At 44.7% G+C, this 21,079-nt stretch carries 13 protein-coding genes; 9 read left to right on the top strand and 4 right to left on the bottom strand.

The window, feature by feature from the left end; translation table 11 throughout:
- Nucleotides 1-126 precede the first annotated feature (126 nt).
- From ABIC84_RS25170 to ABIC84_RS25160, 3 genes are all read left to right on the top strand, one after another.
- The gene (locus ABIC84_RS25170) at nucleotides 127-2,895 is read left to right on the top strand and encodes a TonB-dependent receptor domain-containing protein (RefSeq protein ID WP_429265368.1); all 2,769 of its coding nucleotides are present in this window, start codon (nucleotides 127-129) and stop codon (nucleotides 2,893-2,895) included.
- Nucleotides 2,896-2,929: 34 nt separating this feature from the next.
- A complete protein-coding gene (locus ABIC84_RS25165; RefSeq protein WP_426582246.1) occupies nucleotides 2,930-4,183 on the top strand; it encodes a right-handed parallel beta-helix repeat-containing protein in 1,254 nt (417 codons plus the stop codon).
- Between the two features lie 62 nt (nucleotides 4,184-4,245).
- Nucleotides 4,246-5,346, top strand: a complete 1,101-nt coding sequence (locus ABIC84_RS25160) for a phytase (RefSeq protein ID WP_429265367.1) — start codon at nucleotides 4,246-4,248, stop codon at nucleotides 5,344-5,346.
- Between the two features lie 64 nt (nucleotides 5,347-5,410).
- Here the strand turns inward: ABIC84_RS25160 and ABIC84_RS25155 are convergent, their stop codons facing one another.
- On the bottom strand, nucleotides 5,411-5,971 hold the full coding sequence (locus ABIC84_RS25155) for a thioredoxin family protein (RefSeq protein WP_176625523.1): 561 nt from the start codon (nucleotides 5,969-5,971) through the stop codon (nucleotides 5,411-5,413).
- 153 nt (nucleotides 5,972-6,124) lie between these two features.
- Here ABIC84_RS25155 and ABIC84_RS25150 point away from each other — a divergent pair, with 153 nt between their 5' ends.
- From ABIC84_RS25150 to ABIC84_RS25140, 3 genes are all read left to right on the top strand, one after another.
- Nucleotides 6,125-7,153, top strand: coding sequence for a glycoside hydrolase family 53 protein (locus ABIC84_RS25150; RefSeq protein ID WP_188834262.1), 1,029 nt, complete (start codon nucleotides 6,125-6,127; stop codon nucleotides 7,151-7,153).
- A 176-nt stretch (nucleotides 7,154-7,329) separates the two neighbouring features.
- Nucleotides 7,330-10,680, top strand: a complete 3,351-nt coding sequence (locus ABIC84_RS25145; protein WP_429265366.1) for a VCBS repeat-containing protein — start codon at nucleotides 7,330-7,332, stop codon at nucleotides 10,678-10,680.
- A gap of 10 nt (nucleotides 10,681-10,690) precedes the next feature.
- Nucleotides 10,691-12,016 (top strand): vanadium-dependent haloperoxidase, encoded by a 1,326-nt coding sequence (locus tag ABIC84_RS25140; protein WP_429265365.1) that lies wholly within the window; start codon nucleotides 10,691-10,693, stop codon nucleotides 12,014-12,016.
- 169 nt (nucleotides 12,017-12,185) lie between these two features.
- Here ABIC84_RS25140 and ABIC84_RS25135 read toward each other — a convergent pair whose 3' ends face one another.
- A complete protein-coding gene (locus tag ABIC84_RS25135; protein ID WP_429265364.1) occupies nucleotides 12,186-14,015 on the bottom strand; it encodes an ABC transporter ATP-binding protein in 1,830 nt (609 codons plus the stop codon).
- Between the two features lie 193 nt (nucleotides 14,016-14,208).
- Between ABIC84_RS25135 and ABIC84_RS25130 the strand changes: the two genes are divergently transcribed.
- Both ABIC84_RS25130 and ABIC84_RS25125 read left to right on the top strand, forming a co-directional pair.
- Nucleotides 14,209-16,137 carry a sialate O-acetylesterase gene (locus ABIC84_RS25130; protein ID WP_429265363.1) on the top strand — a complete coding sequence of 643 codons (1,929 nt, stop codon included), beginning with the start codon at nucleotides 14,209-14,211 and terminating at the stop codon, nucleotides 16,135-16,137.
- 26 nt (nucleotides 16,138-16,163) lie between these two features.
- A complete protein-coding gene (locus tag ABIC84_RS25125) occupies nucleotides 16,164-17,687 on the top strand; it encodes an acetylxylan esterase (protein WP_429265362.1) in 1,524 nt (507 codons plus the stop codon).
- A gap of 27 nt (nucleotides 17,688-17,714) precedes the next feature.
- On the opposite strand, the gene ABIC84_RS25120 is transcribed toward ABIC84_RS25125, so the two are convergent.
- The gene (locus ABIC84_RS25120; protein WP_429265361.1) at nucleotides 17,715-18,461 is read right to left on the bottom strand and encodes an SDR family NAD(P)-dependent oxidoreductase; all 747 of its coding nucleotides are present in this window, start codon (nucleotides 18,459-18,461) and stop codon (nucleotides 17,715-17,717) included.
- 12 nt (nucleotides 18,462-18,473) lie between these two features.
- Complete coding sequence (locus ABIC84_RS25115) at nucleotides 18,474-19,502, bottom strand: LacI family DNA-binding transcriptional regulator (RefSeq protein ID WP_429265360.1); 1,029 nt, start codon at nucleotides 19,500-19,502, stop codon at nucleotides 18,474-18,476.
- 158 nt (nucleotides 19,503-19,660) lie between these two features.
- Between ABIC84_RS25115 and uxuA the strand changes: the two genes are divergently transcribed.
- The gene (gene uxuA / locus ABIC84_RS25110) at nucleotides 19,661-20,860 is read left to right on the top strand and encodes a mannonate dehydratase (protein ID WP_429265359.1); all 1,200 of its coding nucleotides are present in this window, start codon (nucleotides 19,661-19,663) and stop codon (nucleotides 20,858-20,860) included.
- The last annotated feature ends 219 nt before the right edge of the window (nucleotides 20,861-21,079 follow it).

The raw sequence follows: 21,079 nt of genomic DNA, 5'->3' as shown, positions 1-21,079 counted from the left end.
TGTCGTATACACTGCATGTAACGCTGTTTCCTTTTTGTAACGCTATGTATTAATGCAAGTATGAGTTGTTTAAACACCTTTGCGCCGTCAAAAAGCAAATCACAATTGCATTAATCGTTTCGCAAAATGAAAAAATACTTACAAACATTATTACTCATGCTTTTATGCGTTACAGCCGCTAACGCAACAAAGCTAAAAGGTCATGTTTATGACCGTAAAACGGGTGAGCCTATGGTAGGCGCCACCGTTAGCCTCGACCGAACGAAGATTGCCACCACCACCGGTCTGGATGGTTCGTTTGAGTTAAAAGATGTACCGAAAGGTTCTTTTACCGTTCGGGTATCTTACATCTTGTACACTACCGCAACGCAACAGGTTGAAATTACTAAAGATGATAACCCGCATCTGAAAATTTACCTGGATGAAGCAAACAAGCAATTACAGGAGATCAGCGTTGTATCGCAAAAAAATGGCTCGACCGAAAGGACAGCCCGCCGAATTGAGCAGCAGGCCACACAGGTAATGAACATCGTATCGGGCAGGGCTATCGAGGTATCTCCCGATTTAACGGTAGCTAACGTTATCTCCCGCGTATCAGGTGTATCGGTTGAGCGTAATACCAACGGCGATGGCCAGTATGCCATTTTACGTGGTATGGATAAACGCTATAACTATACCCTGGTAAACGGCATCAAAATCCCAAGTCCTGATAGTAAATACCGTTACGTGCCGCTCGATATCTTCCCTTCAGATCTGCTATCAAGGCTGGAGGTTTATAAAACACTTACCCCAAACCTGGAAGGTGATGCTGTTGGTGGTGTTGTTAACATGGTCATGAAAGATGCTCCTGAGCGTTTTGAAATTAACGCTAACATCGCGGGCGGTTACAGCCAGCTGCTATTGGATCGTAAGTTTATGAGCTATGATTATTCAAGTATTAACCATAAGTCCCCTTATGAAATTAACGGTAAAGCCTATCAGGCAACGCAGGCCGATTTTGGTACCGGAACTTTAAATTATTCGCTTAAACATCCTGCACCAAACCTTGTTGGTAGCTTATCATTAGGTCAGCGCTTTTTTAATAACAAATTGGGCGTGCTGGTAGCCGGTAGTTATCAAAATACCTATCGGGGTAGCAACAGTGTATTCTACAACACTAAAGTAAATCCAACGGCCGAATATGCCGCGGTTACCAGCCGGGATGACAGGGAATATTCCGAACAGCAAAAACGTTACGGTGTATTTTCAAAAGTTGATTACGTGATAGACAGCCGCAATAAGCTGAGTTTGTTTAACACCTATGTTAACTTAACCAGTATCCAGGTCCGCGACGAAAAATCTACCAATTTTTCAACTGATTACGACCCGGATAAAGGAAATGCCCAGTTAGGTTATTCAACCCGCAGCCGTTTTACCGAGCAACAAATTTACAGCGGAACGCTGCGTGGTGATCATAAGTTATTTAACGATAAACTTAAAGTACAATGGTCGGCAGTTTATTCTTCAGCCGAAAACGAAGTGCCTAACAATACCACCATCAGCCTAAACGGTGTAAGCGAAAACTTTGTCGACAGGCGCACTTATCTCACTAACGGCACATCGCTTACCCACCGCTGGGAACGCAATACAGACGAAGATAAAGCAGGTTATTTAGACCTCACCTATACCGCACCAATTGGCGGTGTTAATGTCGATTTCTCTGCCGGTGGTTTATACCGCGATAAAGAGCGCAGCAGCTTCTATAACAATTATAACCTTGCTGCCGCCAATCCAGGCGCATTGTATGGTACCGATTTTACGAATTACACCCAACTGAATTTTAACGTTACAAATCAGGCGGGTGCAGTTGCCAATTCATTAACTAATGATGCATCTGAAAAGATAGGTGCCGGCTATGGTATGTTTAAATTTACTACAAAAACTATTCAGGTAGTTGGTGGTGCACGCGTTGAGCATACTAATCAGGGTTATCACATGCTTTTCCCTCAGGGTGAATCACGCCCTACGGGTAATCAAACATACACTGATGTATTGCCAAGTCTAACGCTCAAATACTTTTTAACCGATAAACAGCAACTGCATGCCTCTTATTTCAAATCGATTAACAGACCTGGTTTTTACGAGATTATACCAGGAACCAGGCCGGGTGAGGACTATGACGAACGTGGCAATGCCGATCTGAAACATGCTATTGCAGATAATTACGATTTAAGATATGAACTTTTCCCTGACGCAAGCATGCAGTTTTTAGCCGGGGCGTTTTACAAACAGATTAAGAACCCGATAGAGTATAGTTTCCAGGCGGATGCTACACGCGGCCAGGATACTTATTATGTTCCGGGCAATTTCGGTACAGCTAAAAACTATGGATTAGAGCTTGATTTGGTTAAGTTTTTTAACAAGTTTGGCGTAAAAGCTAATTATACTTATACCCATTCACGCATCACTACCATCAAAGATACTTATATCGCCGATGCAAATGGTGATACCCACTTGACTACGGTGAATCAAACCAGGCCTTTATATGGTCAGTCTGAGCATATCGCCAACCTGTCATTATTATATAAGGACACTAAGAAGGGCTGGGATGCACAAATTGCCGGAGCCTATACCGGTCCGCGCATCAACACTGTATCGCAGTTTGTGAATAATGACCTTTGGCAGCGTGGCTTTATCCAGATGGATGCATCAGCCGAAAAACGTTTTAAAAATAACCTGAGCGTATTTATCAAAGCGGGCAACCTGCTTAATACCCCAGCTAAGTTGTTCCTGAAAGGTACCAACCCTGAAAATGCTACGCTGAAAGATGATAACATCGTAGCAAACGGACAAACCTTAATCCGCAGTGACTACTATAAGCAAACTTACCTGATAGGTGTTCGATACAAACTTTAAAATAATTTATCAACCATAAATAAAATGCATTATAATGAAACTAAAACAAATATTCGCGGCAGTGCTGCTATCGGCCATAGCCTTTAGCAGTTGCAGGAAAGCCAACCTTGATGTTGACACCAGCTCAAACGATGGATCGGCAAGCGGTGAAGTATCAGGCGTTTGGGCTAAAGGCAGCATGCAGATCATTAAGGGTGATATTATTATTCCCGAAGGTAAATCACTTACTATTGAAGAGGGTGTAACCGTATTGATGGATACCATAGCTAAACCTGAATTTATAGTAAAAGGGAATCTGTACTCATTAGGTACCGCCGAAAACCCGGTTAGGATAACCGTAAACCCGGCATATCGTACCGACGCCAAAAAATTCGGAAAAATGTGGGGTGGGATCCTTGCAGCTAAAACCTGCGCCGAGCTGGTACTTGACCATACTATTTTGGAGTATGGCGGTAATACCACTTCTGATGCTTCAACGTCGGTAAAACAAGGCCTTTACAAAGCAGTAGCCGGCGAAAATGTACCCGCGTTGTGGTTTTCGAACGTTAACGGCAAACTGATTGTTGTAAACTCAACTATCCGCAACTTTCAGGAAGATTGTACTTATATAGAGGGTGGCAAGATCATTTTTGCCAACAATACTTTTTATACCACAGGGGTAACAGGCGGTGAGGCCATGAACTTTAAATCGGGCTGTTTGGCTGACGTTGGCTTTAACTTGGTTTACAGCGCCAACACCAATGCATTGAAGTTATCGAACTCGGGCGACCGTACGCCGCAGGCTTACATCATCTGTTATAATAACACCATGGTAAATACCGGCTGGCGCAGGCCATCGGCAAAGGGCGGTTCTATCTGGCTGGAAAACAACGTACATGCCGATATTTACAACAACCTGTTTGCAAACACCCGTTTTGGTATCAAACGCGACACCAAATCAACTGAAGATAAACGTACCGTGATCAGCAATAACCTTTACTACGGCTACGATCAAACTACGGTAAACCAGTTTCAGCCATCAAAAGATATTATTGGTGGTGTTAATGAGGTCAGAGGCACAAAAGCAGGCGATAACGATCCTAAATTTGTGAATTATCCTGAATCTACCCCGGTACTGAACGCAGTTTATGATGTAAACTGGGATTTTCATTTGCAAAGCGGTTCTCCTGCTTTAAATCATGGTATAACCAACTTCACCCGTCACCATGCTGCGGGTATCACCGTAAACGGGATAAATTACGTATCTCCTGCCCCGGCTAATTACATCGGCGCTTTCGGAACAAAATAAATTAACTCATGGCAATGATCCTGCACTCTTTCCTTGCAGGATCATTTTTTTAATAATGATCGATGAATAAATTAAGCAAATTAACATATATATTATTTGCTGTAGCCATAGGTAATACGGCTTGCGGCCAAAGCCAGATACGCAACAGTAAAGGGCTTACCATCCCGGGCAGCACAGCACCCGAAATAAAACCGGTAGTTATTACCGAACCGGTATTATATGATACTGATGATCCGGCCATATGGATCAACCCGGCTGATCCTGCTCAAAGCCTGATCATAGGGACAGATAAAAACAGCGAAGGCGCCCTTTACGTGTTCGACCTACAGGGTAAAATTATTAAGGATAAGGTGGTTCGTGGCTTGAAGCGGCCGAACAACGTTGACCTGGCCTATGGGTTGATGCTTGGGGGCAAGCCCACTGATATTGTTATTACCACCGAGCGCATGACCCATAAACTGCGGATCTATTCATTGCCTGACATGAAACCCGTAGATAATGGCGGTATCGATGCCTTTGTAGGCGAAACCGGCTTTGAATACCGCGATTTAATGGGTATCTCTATCTACACTGCAAAAGATGGGAAAATGTATGCCATCGCAGGCCGCAAAAATGGTCCGCAAACAGGCGGATATATCTGGCAGTATTTGCTTGAAGATGATGGTACGGGCAATGTTAAAGCTACATTGGTACGTAAGTTTGGCAAATACAGCGGCAAAAAAGAAATTGAATCAATAGCTGTTGATAATGAGCTGGGGTACATCTACTATTCAGACGAACAGGTAGGGGTACGCCAGTATTATGCCGACCCTGAAAAAGGCGACCAGGAGCTGGCTATATTCGGTACCACAGGCTTTAATGCCGACCACGAAGGGATCTCGATTTATAAGCTTACGGATACAACCGGATATATCCTTGTATCTGACCAGGGTGCCAACCGTTTCCAGATCTTCAGCAGGGAAGGCACCAAAGCAAATCCTTTTGAACACAAGTTGCTGAAAATAGCCAACGTAGCCGCAAGACAAAGTGACGGCAGTGGCGTAACTGCTACTCCTTTAAATGATACCTTTAAGCATGGCATTTTTGTGGTAATGAGTACCGATAAAACTTTTCACTATTACCGCTGGGAAGATATAGCAGGCAAAGAACTTAAGGTAAAATAGAAGTTATAAGCTATTCGTGTAAATGATAATTCCGGGCAGGTCATCTGTCCCGGAATTGCTGTTATCATAATGTTGCATTAATAATATCTAAAAACTCCAGCTGAAAACTTTCACCTTTATCCTCGTTATACCATTTCTGCAATGCTATCTTTTTTTCGCCCATTTCAATATGGTCTTTAACCATTTGAAGGTATAATCGCTGGCACTCAGCCGGCCGGGGGCCCCAGGTACCGAGGTCTTGATGGTGTTCATCTGCAATAATAATCTTGGGGATTGACCGGGTGCCATTGGTAAGGTAGCTTTCAATCAAAAACGGTGGCGAGTCCCTTAGCTGGTAATCAACTTTAATAAGCGGATTCAATTCCGAAAGGCGATGCAGGAATGGTATGGTATGCGAAGCATCGCCGCACCAGGCCTCGGTAATAACCGTCCATAATTGTGGTTTACTGATCTTTTCGATGGCATTTGTCAGATCCGGGTTCAGTACGCCAACCTTTAGCCAGCGCTGCTGGCGCGACCAATTGAGCTTTGTATAATTTAAATAATCCGGGTTGTCGTACGGAGCCGGCGGATTAGGGCTGTTCAAAATATCGAAAAATAGCTGCTGATAGGCTGTGAAATCCATAATAATTGCATTTGGCGCCATTAATGGCAATTCCTTTTACGATATGAAATTAAATAATGTGCGTGTGAATTTTGTTGATGTAGGTTAATTTCGATAACCTTTACCGGGCTATGATTAATATACTATGTATTTTTGATTATCAAAGCGGGGTACATGAAAATTAAAATAAACAAACTGCTATCAATAGCAATTAGCCTGGTATGCACCGGGGCTTTATCGTCCTACAAATATTCGCCGGCCAAAAACGTTCCGCTTAAGTTTAAGCAGATCATGGGCGCCGATATTTCATTTATCCCTCAGTTGGAAGCTGAGGGGCATAAGTTTTATGATAACGGCGTAAACAAGGACCCTTTCACCATTTTGAAAGATCATGGCTTTAACTATGTACGGCTTCGTATATTCAATAATCCTAAGGCCGATAGCGGGTACTCGGCAAAAGGCTATTGTGGTTTGGAAGATACCAAAAAGATGGCCCTGCGTATTAAAGAAGCCGGAATGGGCTTTTTACTTGATTTTCATTACAGTGATAACTGGGCTGATCCCGGTAAGCAATACAAACCCGCCGTCTGGAAAAGGCTCAACAACCAGCAACTGCAGGATTCTATAAAGGCATTTACCCGGCTTACCTTGCTGGCCCTAAAAAAGCAGGGCACGCTGCCCGATATGGTGCAGGTAGGTAACGAAATTAACCACGGCATTTTATGGCCCAACGGCCGTGTCAAAAACCTGGATACCCTGGCTGGATTTTTAAAGGCTGGCATTAACTGTGTCAAAAGCGTGAGCAGCAATATCAGGGTAATGCTGCATATTGCCTGCGGCGGACAAAATGCAGAATCAAGATACTTTGTAGATAACATGCTCAAACGCGGCGTTAATTTCGATATCATTGGCCAATCATATTATCCCGAGTGGCATGGCACACCGGATAGTTTACGCAACAACCTTACCGACCTCACCGCCCGTTATAAACAGGATGTGATAGTGGTGGAATATTCGCAGCGCAAACGCGAGGTAAATGATATAGCTTTTTCATTACCTGGTAATAAAGTTAAAGGCACTTTTATTTGGGAGCCCTTTAGCTGGGGCGAAACCTTTGTTGATAAACAGGGGAATACTAATGCGCATATGGCTACTTATGACAGCATTAGTAAACAATATCATATTCGGCTGCCCCTTGAATAGGAGGATCATGATACGCTTTGGCTTTATCATAGGATAAATAAGGGCAATTCCAATTTGCAGAGTCACTATATATAGCTTCTTAAAGCGATTTTTCTAAAAATGCTTTGCATGTAGAATAATTGTTATATTGACATCAAATTTGCGATGCCTATTTATCGCAGCCACAATAAACCACAATGAAGATATTCCGGTTCCCCCTCCCGCTTAAAACACGAAAAGAACGATCGTTTTTGATATTCCCTGCTGTATGTACGCTGATGTTATTTGCAGGATGTAGCCATGGGCCTTCCGAAAATTCCGGTCAGCCTTTATTTAAACTGTTGCAGCCGGAACAAACCCATGTTGATTTTGCCAATACCTTAACCGAAGGATTAAACACCAACGTGCTGATGTACGAGTATTTTTATAATGGTGGTGGCGTGGCAGTTGGAGACTTAAACGGCGATGGCCTGCAGGACCTTTATTTTACCGGCAATATGACCGATAATAAATTGTACCTGAACCAGGGCAATATGCAATTTAAGGATATTACCGCAGATGCCGGAGTAGCAGGCAGGCCCGGTCCCTGGAAAACGGGGGTTACCATGGCCGATGTTAACGGTGACGGTAAGCTGGATATATACATATGTTATTCGGGTAAAGTACGGGCCGGGAAGCGGGTTAACCAACTGTTTATAAACCAGGGGAACAATGCCGCAGGAGTTCCCATGTTTAAAGACCAGACCGCTGATTTTGGCCTTGATTTCCCATCATTCAGTACACAGGCATACTTTTTTGATTATGACCGGGACGGTGATCTCGACCTGTTGTTAATTAACCACAACCCAGGCCGGATCAGTATTATGGATGATGCTTTTGTTAAGGAGATGTCGGCCAAAAGAGATAACGAATCGGGGATCAGGCTGCTGCGGAATGACAATAATCATTTTACTGACGTTACCGTCGGTGCAGGCATTATCAATACACCGCTATCATACGGCCTTGCAGCAGGTATCGCGGATATTAACGGCGATGGATGGCCGGATATCTATGTATCCAATGATTATAGTATTCCCGACAGGTTGTACATTAATAATGGCAAGGGCAGTTTTGCCGATGAGCTCCAGAAACAAATAGGCCATAGCTCGTTTTACTCTATGGGGAATGATGTAGCCGATATTAATAATGACGGCAAACCCGATATCTACACCCTGGATATGCTTCCCGAAGATAACAAACGGCAGAAACTGCTGTTCGGTATTGATAATTACGAAGCTTTTGACCTGAACCTGAGGGTAGGCTTTTATTACCAGTACATGCGTAATATGCTGCAGATCAATAACGGCAATAACTCGTTTAGCGAGATAGGACAGCTGGCAGGCATCTCTAACACAGATTGGAGCTGGTCGCCCCTTTTTGCCGATTATGACAATGATGGCTGGAAAGACCTGTTTGTAAGTAACGGATATACCCGCGACTATACCAACATGGACTTTTTAAAGTTTATGGGTGATAACCTTAAAGACCGGCGTGTAATGCGGCAGGACCTCCTGGATATTGTAAGCCAGATGCCATCATCGCAAATGAAAAGTTACCTGTTTAAAAATAATGGTAATACCACATTTACCAATACAAGCGAGCGATGGGGCATAACGATGCCATCAAACAGTAACGGCGCCGCTTATGCCGATCTGGATAATGACGGTGACCTTGACCTGGTGGTAAACAATATCAATCAGCCGGCTTTTGTTTATGAAAACCAGGCCGCTAAACAGAATGATAATCATTATTTATCGATAAAATTAAATGGCAACGGGGCCAATACCCAGGGTATTGGGGCTAAGGTGAGCATCTATTCGGGCAATAAAACGCAATACCTGGAGCAAATGCCAAACCGGGGTTATCAGTCAACCGTGTCAACAGTACTGCACTTTGGATTGGGAAAAGATAAGCAGGTTGATTCGTTAAGGATCACCTGGCAAAGTGGTAAATCACAAGTGCTTCAAAAAGTAAAAGCCGATAAACAACTTGTTTTAAACGAAAAGGACGCCACGGCTGCAAGTCCTGCACAAAAACAGATCAACCCAATATTTAAAGAGGTGCCTGCCCCTATCGCAGGCAGCGAAAGCGATAATACCACCAATGATTTTAAAAGGCAGCCGTTAATGGTTAACTCCATATCGTTTTCGGGTTCCATCCTTACCAAAGGCGATGCAAATGGCGATGGACTTGAGGATATTTACACCGGCGCGCATGACGGCAAAGCCGGTGTTTTATACCTGCAGCAAAAGGATGGGAAATTTATCAGCAAAGCTGTACCCGCCTTTGAAGCCGATAAAAACAGTACCGACGCCGCAGCTTTATTTTTTGATGCCAATGGCGATGGTAAGCCCGACCTGTATGCAGTGTCTGGTGGCTATGCCGATTATAAACCGGATGATGTCTTATTGCAGGACAGGCTTTATCTCAATGATGGCAAAGGAAATTTTAACAAGACAAACAACGCTTTGCCCAAAATGATCAGCAGTAAAAGCTGTGTTAAAGCAGCCGATATCAATGGCGATGGTTTTCCCGATTTATTTGTCGGCGGCAGGGTAATACCCGGGCAGTATCCCGAAGCGCCCGAAAGCTATATTTTGATCAATGATGGCAAGGGGCATTTTACCAACGAAACCGCAAAATATAACCCGGCATTGAAAAATATAGGCATGGTGACCGATGCTGCCTGGGTTGATATGAACGGTGATAAAAAGCCCGACCTGGTGCTTGCCGGCGAATGGATGCCGATCACGGTTTTTGAAAACAGTGGCGCCAAACTCGCCGATGCCACAACAAAATATTTTGATAAAAAATATGCCGGCTGGTGGAACTGTTTACAGGTAAGCGACATCAACCATGACGGCCATCCGGATATTATAGCCGGAAACATTGGTTTAAATACGCAATGTAAAGCAAGCGATGCCGAGCCTGCGGAGATGTTTTATAAAGATTTTGATGATAACGGCTCCGTTGACCCGATGCTTTGTTTTTACATTCAGCATAAAAGTTACCCCTTTGTAAGCCGCGATGAATTGCTTGACCAGATGAGTGTAATGCGCGGCCGGTTCCCCGATTATAAAAGCTATGCCGATGCTACAATGGACAAGATTTTTACTGCCGAAGAAATGAAAGACGTAAAAAAACTGACAGCCAATGAACTGGCTACAGCATGTTTTGTCAGTAATGCACAAGGAAAATTAAAGCAGGCGGTATTACCCTTACAGGCCCAGTATTCGCCGGTTTTTACCATTACTTCCTTTGATTACGATCATGATGGCAAGGAGGATCTTTTGCTTTGCGGCAACATCAACAAGGCCCGCATCCGTTTTGGTAAATATGACGCTAATTACGGCGTATTGCTTAAGGGTGATGGCAGGGGCAACTATCAATATATAAACCAGCAGCAATCGGGCTTCAGCATCCGGGGCGATGTCAGGAGCGTACTTCCATTAAATAACGTTTTACTATTTGCCCTCGATAAGGGCAAACTAAAGGCATACAAGCAATAATACAAAGGCAATGAAAAAACTGTTAATGCTAATACCTGCCTGCGGCTTATTTGCGATGATAAGCTGCAGCCCGAAAAAGCAACCCGAACTAACCAACCAGGACGTGAGCAAAGTTGTTGGCCATATGACCAGCGTAATGATCCATGATGTTACTAACCCGCCATTGGCCGCCCGTTTTTTTGCTTATACCTGCCTTGCCGGGTATGAGGTAGTTGCCGAAAACGACAAACAGATCCATAGTATGCGCGGTGTATTGAATCAATATCCGGATATCAAACACCCCAAACAAAATACCGGTTATAATTATCAGCTAAGCGCAGTACTGGCCATGTTTGAAACATCTGCCAGGCTGTTGCCATCGGGTACCTTAATGCTGGGCTACGAGTCTTCCTTTATTGATTCGTGCAAAAACATCGGCTTCAGCAGTGAGGTGATCGACAGTTCAAAAAGCTATGCCAAAACAATCAGTAAACAGATCCTGGCTTATGCCAGGGCCGATGGTTACCGGAAAATAAGTAACTATCCACGCTATAAGCTTAAGCAAACACCCGGTAGCTGGGACCTGACCCCGCCTGCTTACATGTTGCCGGTTGAGCCTTATTTTAACACTATCCGGCCTATGACGCTTGATTCGGCCGCACAATTTGTTCCTGATGCGCCTATCCCATTTTCAACGGATAAAAACTCAACTTTTTATAAATACCTCCAAATGAGCTATGCCAAAAGTGGCAATGCTTTAAAACAGGAAGAAAAGGATATTGCCAATTTTTGGGATTGTAACCCTTTTGCTGTTCAAAATGACGGGCACATGCTCATCGGCTTAAAAAAGATCTCGCCGGGTGCACACTGGATGGGGATAACGGCTATCGCCTGTAAGCAGGCCAAAACCGGTTTCTCTAAAACGGTGCAGATCAATACCGCTGTAACCATAGGCCTGCTGGATGGTTTCATTTGCTGCTGGGAAGATAAATACCGCACCAACCGCATCAGGCCCGAAACGGCCATCCGCAGGTATATAGACCCGCATTGGAAACCCCTGCTGCAAACCCCGCCGTTTCCGGAATATATCAGCGGACATTCGGTAGTTTCAACGACTGCAGCAGTTATTCTTACGCATTATTTCGGCGATAACTTTAAATATACCGATGATGTGGAAGTAAATTATGGTATCCCGCCAAGGCATTTCAGTTCGTTTACCCAGGCTGCTAAAGAAGCCGCTATTTCAAGATTTTGGGGCGGCATTCATTTTATGGATGCTATTGATAATGGTATCGTTCAGGGAAATAAAGTTGGCAACCTGGTTGTTGCTAAAATGAGCGGGCAACGGAAGTCATAATGTTCTTAGAAGCTGTTCAAAACGAATAAATAAATGTTTTTTGTAGAGACGCATCACATGCGTCTCCAGTAGGGCAAGCCGCGTTCAATAGGCGATCATGCGTAAATTGCATGTCTGAGATGCATGTGATGCGTCTCTACGTTTGAAAATTATCGATTTTAACCTCTCTTTACTGATACCCCGCAGCCTGCAAACTAAATAATTCGGCGTAACGGCCATTGTTTGCCATGAGTTCCTGATGTGTACCGGTTTCAAGGATCTTGCCTTTTTCTAACACGATGATCCTGTCAGCAAGCCTTGCTGTTGAAAACCGGTGTGAAATAAGCACAGCCGATTTACCCTGGGTTAATGATGAAAAGCGCTGAAATACCTCATATTCCGCCCGGGCATCGAGCGCTGCAGTTGGCTCGTCAAGGATGAGTACCTGCGCATCTTTCATATAAGCTCTGGCCAACGCTACTTTTTGCCACTCTCCGCCAGATAGTTCAACCCCTTCGTTAAACCGCCTGCCCAGCCATTGCTCGTATCCCAGCGGAAGTTTGGCTGCAAGCGCGTCTGCAAGGCTTTCCTGGGCAGCTTTACGGATTAGTTCGGTATTGTCCTGCTCATCAATGTTTCCTACCGCAATATTCTGCGAAAAGCTCATCTGGTAACGAATATAATCCTGGAAAATAATGCCCAGGTTTAACCGGAGGTCCGTGAGGGCATAATCCCTCAAATCTGCACCATCCAGCAGGATGCGCCCTTCTGTTGGGTCATATAAGCGGGCCAGTAGCTTTACAAGCGTAGTTTTGCCGGCACCGTTTTCGCCAACAAGGGCAATTTTTTCGCCGGGGTGCAGGGTGAAGTTCAGGTGCCTGTTGGCCCATGATTCGGCATTGTTATATTTAAATCCAACATCCTCAAAAGTAAACCCCTGCTTTATTGGATTTGGAAATGGCAAAGGAGAATCGGCAACTTTGATCTTTGGTTTGATCTCAAAAAACTCATGAAAGTCGTTGAGGTAGATAGCCCCCTGTGAAACTGATGTAAACCGGTTCAGCGAATTTTCCATCAGGCTGCTCAACTGCCTGAATGAACCGGCCAGGAAGGTAAGCGTACCTACAGAAGACTTGCCCGTAACAGTTTGATAAATAATAAAACCATATGCGGCATAGTAACCAACACTGCCTAAAACAGAAAAGAAGGTACCCCAGGCCGAACGCCTCACAGCCAATTTGCTGTTATCGGCATAAAATTTATCTGATAACGTTTTGAAGCGGTTAATAATAAAATCAGACAGGCCAAAGATCTTGACTTCCTTAGCTGTTTCGTCGCTTGCACCAAGGTAGCGTACATAATCCAGCTCTCTTCGTTCGGGTGTCTGGCTCCTGGTGAGTGCGTAATTCTGGCTGTTGAAATAGCTTTCGCCCAGAAACGAAGGGATGATTGAAATGAGTAGTAACAGGATCAGCCAGGAATTTAAAGTCAGTAAACCGGTAAGCAGGAAAGCCATGGATATAAAATCCTGGATCTGGCTCATCACCTGTGATAAAAGCACAGTACGCCCAACGGTTTGCTGCCGGGCACGCTCCAGTTTATCATAAAAAACAGAATCTTCAAATTGCTCCAGGTCCAGTGTGGCCGCATGGCGCATGATACGCATGGAGGTATAGTTGGCAAAAAGATCACCCAACAGGTTGTCCATCAGGCTGATCATCCGGTTTAGGCCGTCGGTTGCCACAGCAAGCAAAAACTCGATAATAACCAGTTTCCATAATTCATGCTGGCTTCCGCCGTGGTGGTTGAGTAATACTACCTGGTCTATGATCAGCTTACCTACGTACAACAAGGCAACCGGCATGGCCGAACGTATAATACGTAACAAAAAGCTTGCTGTTGTTTTACCAGGACTGCTTTGCCATACCAGCCTGAAAAACCCAGGGAGATTGCTTAATGCCGACAAGCGCTCTCTGAATGAGATCTTTTGTTCTGGTTTGATATTTCTTGTTTTAGCCATCTTCCGGTTTTGATAAATGCGATTTTAAACAAAAAAATGTTCATTGCTACTGCGTTGCAGGACTATGAACACATTTATGATCGTTTACTGACTAATCAGGAATTAAAATGAAAAAGATTTGTGCAATCGATTGCACAAATCTTTTTTTATTTGTTACTTAGTCAAATAAACCATCAATAAATATTTCGGAGTTATGAGGTCGGTGAAGCTATTACTTGTCGCGCTGCTCGCTTGTTTGATATTACCGTGTTATGGAATAGTGCGCGTGCCGCAATTGGTTGCGGATGGCATGGTATTACAGCGCGATGCCAAAGTAAAGATCTGGGGATGGGCCGATGCAGGCGAAAAGATCGCCGTTAATTTTCAGCATAAAACATACCGTACAGTTACCGGCGAAAGCGGTTCCTGGAAAATTGCCCTTCAGCCAATGAAGGCCGGGGGGCCGTATACTATGGAAATCACTGGTAATAATCGTACTACTATCCGGGACATTTTAATTGGCGATGTATGGTTTTGTTCGGGGCAATCGAATATGGTTTTGCCTATGGAGCGGGTTAAGGAAAAATATCCTGATGAAATAGCAAAAGCCAATTATCCGCAGATCAGGAATTTTTTCGTTAAAACGGAGTCTGACGTAACCAGGCAACATTCGGATCTGTTACCTGGTAAATGGGTTAAGGCCGATTCTGTAACCGTTTTAGGTTTTGGTGCCGCATCATGGTTTTTTGCTAAACAGCTATATCAAAAATATCATGTGGCCATCGGTATCATTAACTCAAGCGTCGGCGGCACACCTATTGAGGCATGGATCAGCGGCGATGGCCTGAAAGATATTAAATCCTATCACGACCGGGTTGCCCAGTTCAGCAATACGGCATTTATGGATAGTGTATTGAAAAAGCACCCGGAACCAGTGGAACCGCTTGACTCAGATAAAGGCTTAAATGAGCCTAAACCATGGTATGATACCACCTATCAGCCGCATAACTGGCACCGTTTCTGGCTGCCGGGCTACTGGGCCGATCAGGGAGTAAAAGGCCTGAATGGCGTGGTATGGTTCAGGAAAGAAATCACACTGCCCGCATCGGCACAGAGTAAAGCGTCCAAACTGTATTTAGGGAGGATAATAGATGCCGATCAAACCTATGTTAACGGCAAACAGGTGGGGAACATTACCTATCAGTATCCGCCAAGGCGTTACTCGGTACCTGCCGGTTTATTAAAGCCGGGTAAAAATATTATTGTGGTTCGCGTTACCAATACATCGGGCAAAGGCGGTTTTGTGCCCGATAAACGTTACTATTTGGCAATAGCCGGTGATACCATCGACCTTCGCGGCGACTGGCAGTACAAAGTGGGGCAGGTGTTTGAACCCGTTGGGATAAAACCGGAATTTTCGGCCCAGAATGAACCTACCGGGCTTTACAACACCATGGTAGCGCCTGTTATCAATTATACCATTAAAGGCATGGTTTGGTACCAGGGAGAAAGCAATTCCAGCCGCGCATCCGAATATGGAACCTTGTTAAAGGCTCTTATTGCCGACTGGCGGAATCGCTGGCAACAAGGTAATCTTCCCTTTATTTACGCCCAGCTTCCAAACTTTAACGAGGTGCAATATTCGCCAACAGAAAGCGACTGGGCGCAATTACGCGCCGGTCAGCTTGAGGCCCTTGAAGTGCCCAATACTGGGATGGCGGTAACCATTGAGGCCGGCGAATGGAATGATATCCATCCTCTTAATAAAAAAACAGTGGGTGAGCGGCTTGCCCGCGCTGCCGAAAATGTTGCTTATGGCGATGTGAATGTAGTACCATCCGGCCCGATTTACCAATCGGCTAAAATTGAGGGGAATAAGATTGAGATTGCTTTTAAAAATACAGGTGCGGGGCTTGTCGCTATTGATGGCGAGGAACTGTCACAATTTGCCATCGCCGGGGCTGATAAAAAGTTTGTTTGGGCAAAGGCAATTATTAATGGAGGTAAGGTGTTGGTTTGGAGCGATAAAATCCCTGCACCGCTTTACGTAAGGTATGCCTGGGCCGATAACCCGGATGGCGCGAACCTTTATAATAAAGAAGGCTTGCCGGCATCACCTTTCCAAACCGGTAAACTGCAATAACCATAAACTAATTTGAAACCAGGGCGATGAAAAGTACTGCCTTCTTTTTCTTACTCACATGGGCCATTGCGGCGAAAGCGCAAACCCCGGCCCTGGTAAATTTCACTGCTGATCAGGACCATCAGTATATGATGAAGCAGTTAGGAATTAAAACCTTGCGTAATGGACCCAGCGGCGATGAATCGGCCCCTAATCATGCTAATTATGATGAAGCGCTGGCTAACCCCTACCCTGATTTGCCTGACGCCCTTACGCTAAAGAATGGTAAAAAGGTAACTACAGCTGAAATGTGGTGGAAACAGCGCCGCCCCGAAATTGTGGAGGATATGGAGCGTGAGGTTTATGGCCGCATCCCTGCTAATGTACCCAAGGTAACCTGGACGGTTAAAGTAACCGATAAAGAGCGGGTTGGCTTTTATCCGGTGATTGCCAAACAGCTTATCGGCCATGTTGATAATACGGCTTATCCGCTTATCAACGTCAATATCGAAATGACCTTAGTGCTCCCCGCAAATGCCAAAGGACCGGTACCTGTACTGATGATGTTTGGTCGGAGCGCGCTACCGGCGCCGGCGCAGCCCCCGGCTGCTGATGTGGAAAAAATCAACGCTGCATTGAAAGAACTTCTTTTAAAAGAACATCCCGAGTTTAAAACTACTTTTGAGCAATATCCCGCTTATAATCCCATTGCCGAACAGTCTCCTTTTGGTCCGGGCGGTTTTACAGTGAGTAAGGGTGATCCACCAACCGCGGCGCAGCTGATTGCCAATGGATGGGGTTATGTACTGATTGATCCGTCGTCTATCCAGGCGGATAACGGGGAAGGTTTGACTAAAGGGATCATCGGTTTAGTGAACAAAGGCCGGCCCCGTAAGCCGGAGGATTGGGGAGCTTTACGTGCCTGGTCGTGGGGAGCGGCACGCGCATTGGATTACCTGGAAACAGAACCTGCGGTTGACGCCAAACATGTAGGTATTGAAGGTGTTTCCCGCTATGGAAAGGCAGCGCTGGTAACACTTGCTTTTGAACAAAGGTTTGCCATGGGGTTGATAGGTTCGTCGGGTGAGGGAGGGGCCAAGTTGCATCGCCGGAACTTTGGGGAAGCGGTTGAAAGCCTCACCGGTGGCGAATATTATTGGATGGCCGGTAACTTTATGAAATATGGCGCATCGGATGCTGTATTCGGTGCTAAAACCGCGAAAGACCTTCCAGTAGATGCACATGAGCTGATTGCCTTGTGTGCCCCGCGGTATACTTTTATAAGCTATGGTATCCCCGGGCAAGGCGACGCCAAATGGCTCGATCAGCAGGGGAGCTACATGGCAACTGTGGCTGCGGGTTCTGTATTTAAACTGATTGGTGCAAATGACCTGGGCGTTTCAAACGATTACAAAACTGAAAAACTGCCGCCGGTTAATACAGGCTTGCTTAACGGCGAGCTCGCCTGGCGTCAGCATGATGGTGGGCATACCGATGCCCCAAACGTAAAATATTTTATTGCCTGGGCCAATAAGTTAATGCATTATGGTAAAGAAGGAAGCGGGAAATGACGTCTCCTTCACGTCATGCCGAATTTATTAAAACCCAATCGAATTACCCCCATCAACCTGTAAAACAACCCCGGTTACGTATTTGGCAGCATCTGTCGCCAAATAATAAACGGCTTCGGCCACATCGGCAGGTTCACCTAATTTGCCCATTGGGGTACGGCCCATCACTTTTTGCTTGCGGGCAGGATCATTATCCAGCGCCTTTGCCGACATATCTGTAGCTATAAAGCCCGGAGCAACGCAGTTAACCCTGATGCCTTGCGGCGAAAGTTCGGTAGCCATGGCTTTTGTCATGCCTTCGATGGCGGTTTTAGATGCGGTATAGGCAATAACATACGGTATGCCGTATTGTGCAGCCATCGAACTGATGTTAATTATGCTCCCACTGCCAGCTTTCAACATGATTTTTACTACCTCGCGGCTTATCGCAAATACCGAAGTAAGATTGGTTTGGATCACTCTGGCGAACTCTTCATCGGTTACCTCGGCGAAAGCTTTTTTATGGTTAATGCCGGCATTATTAACTAAAATATCGGGTGCGCCAAATTCAGCTTCAATTTCTGCTATCAGTTGCGGTATACCGGTGGTATCACTCAGATCATATTGCCTGTAACTGCAAAGATCGCCAAGCTGTGTTACTGCCGTAATGAGTTTTGCCTCGTCGCGGCCTATGATAATAGTTTTGATGCCTTGCTCAGTGAATTTTTTGGTGGTAGCAAGGCCAAGGCCCGAGGCACCGCCGGTTACGATAGCAAGTTTGGTCTTTGAGTTCATGGATTTTTTAAGTTATTTTCTTCTGGAGGATTCACGTACTATCAATTCCGATCTGAGGATGAGGCTATGCGTTTGTTGCAGATCCTGCCTGTTTGCCAAATGATTGATAAGCATATTGGCGGCAACCTCACCCATTTCATAGCCTTTATAATTTACTGTAGTGAGATTGGGCTCAATCACACAGGCTGCCGGGTCATTATTGAAGCCCGCAACTGCTATCTGTTCAGGAATTTTGATGCCTGCCTTTTTCAGTACCTGGATACAGCTAACGGCACTGACATCATTAACTGTAAATATGCCATCAGGCCGGGGATCCATTTGTAAAATGGTTTCTGCCGCTACCGCAGCTTCTTTAGCGCTCAGGTCGTTGATGATCACCAATTGCCCATCAAAATCAATTTGGTGTTCTTCAAGAGCTTTTTTATACCCGCGCAGGCGTTCGGCGTAAACATTGCGCAATTGATTTCCGGTAATATGTACTATCCGTTTGCAGCCCTGTTCAAGCAGGTGCTTAGTTACCTCATAAGCGGCTTTGAAGTTATCGATATAGATTTGCGGATACTGCTCGTGCTCAAAAACCCTGTCGAAGAAAAGCACCGGGATATTGCGTTTGATAAAAGGTTCAAAATGCTCAATGCCGGTGGTATCATAAGCTAATGAAACCAACAGGCCGTCAACCCGGTTATTCAGCATGGCCCTGGCGTTGCTGATCTCTTTCTTCATCGTTTCTAACGACTGGCTGATGATGAGGTTGTAGTTATTGTCGTTCACCACTTTTTCGATACCTGCAATCACATCCGACATGAAGCTGCTGTTGAGCCGCGGCACAATAACGCCGATGATGTTGCTGTTTTTACGGCGTAAATTGCTGGCGAAGGAATTGGAGCGGTAACCCATTTCTTCGGCTGCTTTGATAATCTTCTTTTTGGTATTTTTATTAACCCGCGGGTGATCTTTGAGCGCACGGCTAACCGTAGCTGCCGAAACCTTTAATTTTTCGGCAATGTCATATATGGTTATCTCTTTTCCGCTGTCCGGCATATAGTTAATCTAAAATACATAAACGATGTTGCATGTTCGGTAATAACCGCAGCCAGATTGTTCAGGGATAAAAGTATAAAATTATTACAGATTATTTAAAATTTATGCAATCGATTGCATAAATTTATCGCGTTGATAGCAATTCGTTTTTAAATAATATGGTACCAGATTTAAAACAAACTTTCAGGTGGTTTGGCCCCGGCGACCCGGTAACTTTAAGCGCAATAAAACAAACGGGAGCAAGCGGGATAGTTACCGCGCTTCATCATATACCTTGCGGGGACGTCTGGGACCGTGAAGAAATCAGGCAGCGGAAAGCGGTAATTGAAAGTGCGGGCTTTAACTGGGCGGTTGTAGAGAGTGTGAATATTCATGAAAGTATCAAAATTGGCAGTGCGGAACGTGACCAGTATATTGATAATTATATTCAAACACTGCAAAATTTAGCGTCGGAGGGAGTCTTTACGGTGTGTTACAATTTTATGCCCGTATTGGACTGGACCCGCACGCATCTTGATTATCGATTAGCAAACGATGCTTCAGCATTGCTTTACAATGCTCCGGCTTTAGCAGCCTTTGACTTGTATATTTTAGAACGGGAGAATGCCTTTAACGAATTTACCACCGAACAACAGGTAGCTGCAAAACATTACCTCGATGGGCTGAATGACGAAGATAGAACGTTATTAACCAATACAATATTGGCCGGCCTGCCCGGTACAGATGAGGTTTTTACCATTGCGGAGTTTAAAGAGCATCTTAATAAATACAGAGAGGTAGACACGCAAGCATTAAAGGAAAATCTGTTTTATTTTTTACGGGCGATAATCCCATATGCCGAAAAACTGGGCATTAAAATGTGTATCCATCCTGATGATCCCCCGTTTCCTATCCTGGGGCTGCCCCGAGTGGCATCTTCCTTAAATGATCTTACTGATATTGTAAATAGTTATCCTTCAGTTGCCAATGGTATCACGCTTTGTACCGGCTCGTTAGGTGCATCGGGCAAAAATGATCTTCCTGAAATTATAGGTTGTCTGGGTGATAAGATCCACTTTTTACACCTGCGCAACGTGGCCCGGCAGTCAGATGGCAGTTTTTATGAAGCCGATCATTTAACAGGCAGCGTTGATATGTATGCCGTGATGAAATCCATTATCAATGAACAGATAGCCCGTAAAAATGCAGGCCGGAGCGATATAGCTATCCCCATGCGACCTGATCACGGGCATAAACTACTTGATGATTTTAATTATGATACCTATCCCGGCTATTCAGTAATTGGCAGGTTAAAGGGCCTGGCCGAGTTACGCGGATTGGAGATGGGGCTTAAACGCATACTGTACCACGAGCAATAGCTGCAATAAGTAAGGTAGCTTAAATTAGGAATCAATAATTAAATTCCTATTGTTAAAAGTCATAAAAGTTTTTATCTTGCAATCGATTGCATAAAGCTAAAACTTTATAAACCATACTAAATGAAGCGGGATTTTACCCGTTTCGTTCATGAATTTTTCAACAGATCAATTGTGTTTTTATAAACCGCCTATGGGTTTATAAAGCTTGAATTTAATAAC

It is taken from the genome of Mucilaginibacter sp. 3215 (assembly GCF_050433785.1).
GTDB lineage: Bacteria > Bacteroidota > Bacteroidia > Sphingobacteriales > Sphingobacteriaceae > Mucilaginibacter.
The sequence above is the reverse complement of the archived record's forward strand: the minus strand, read 5'-3'. Positions and strand labels throughout refer to the sequence as shown.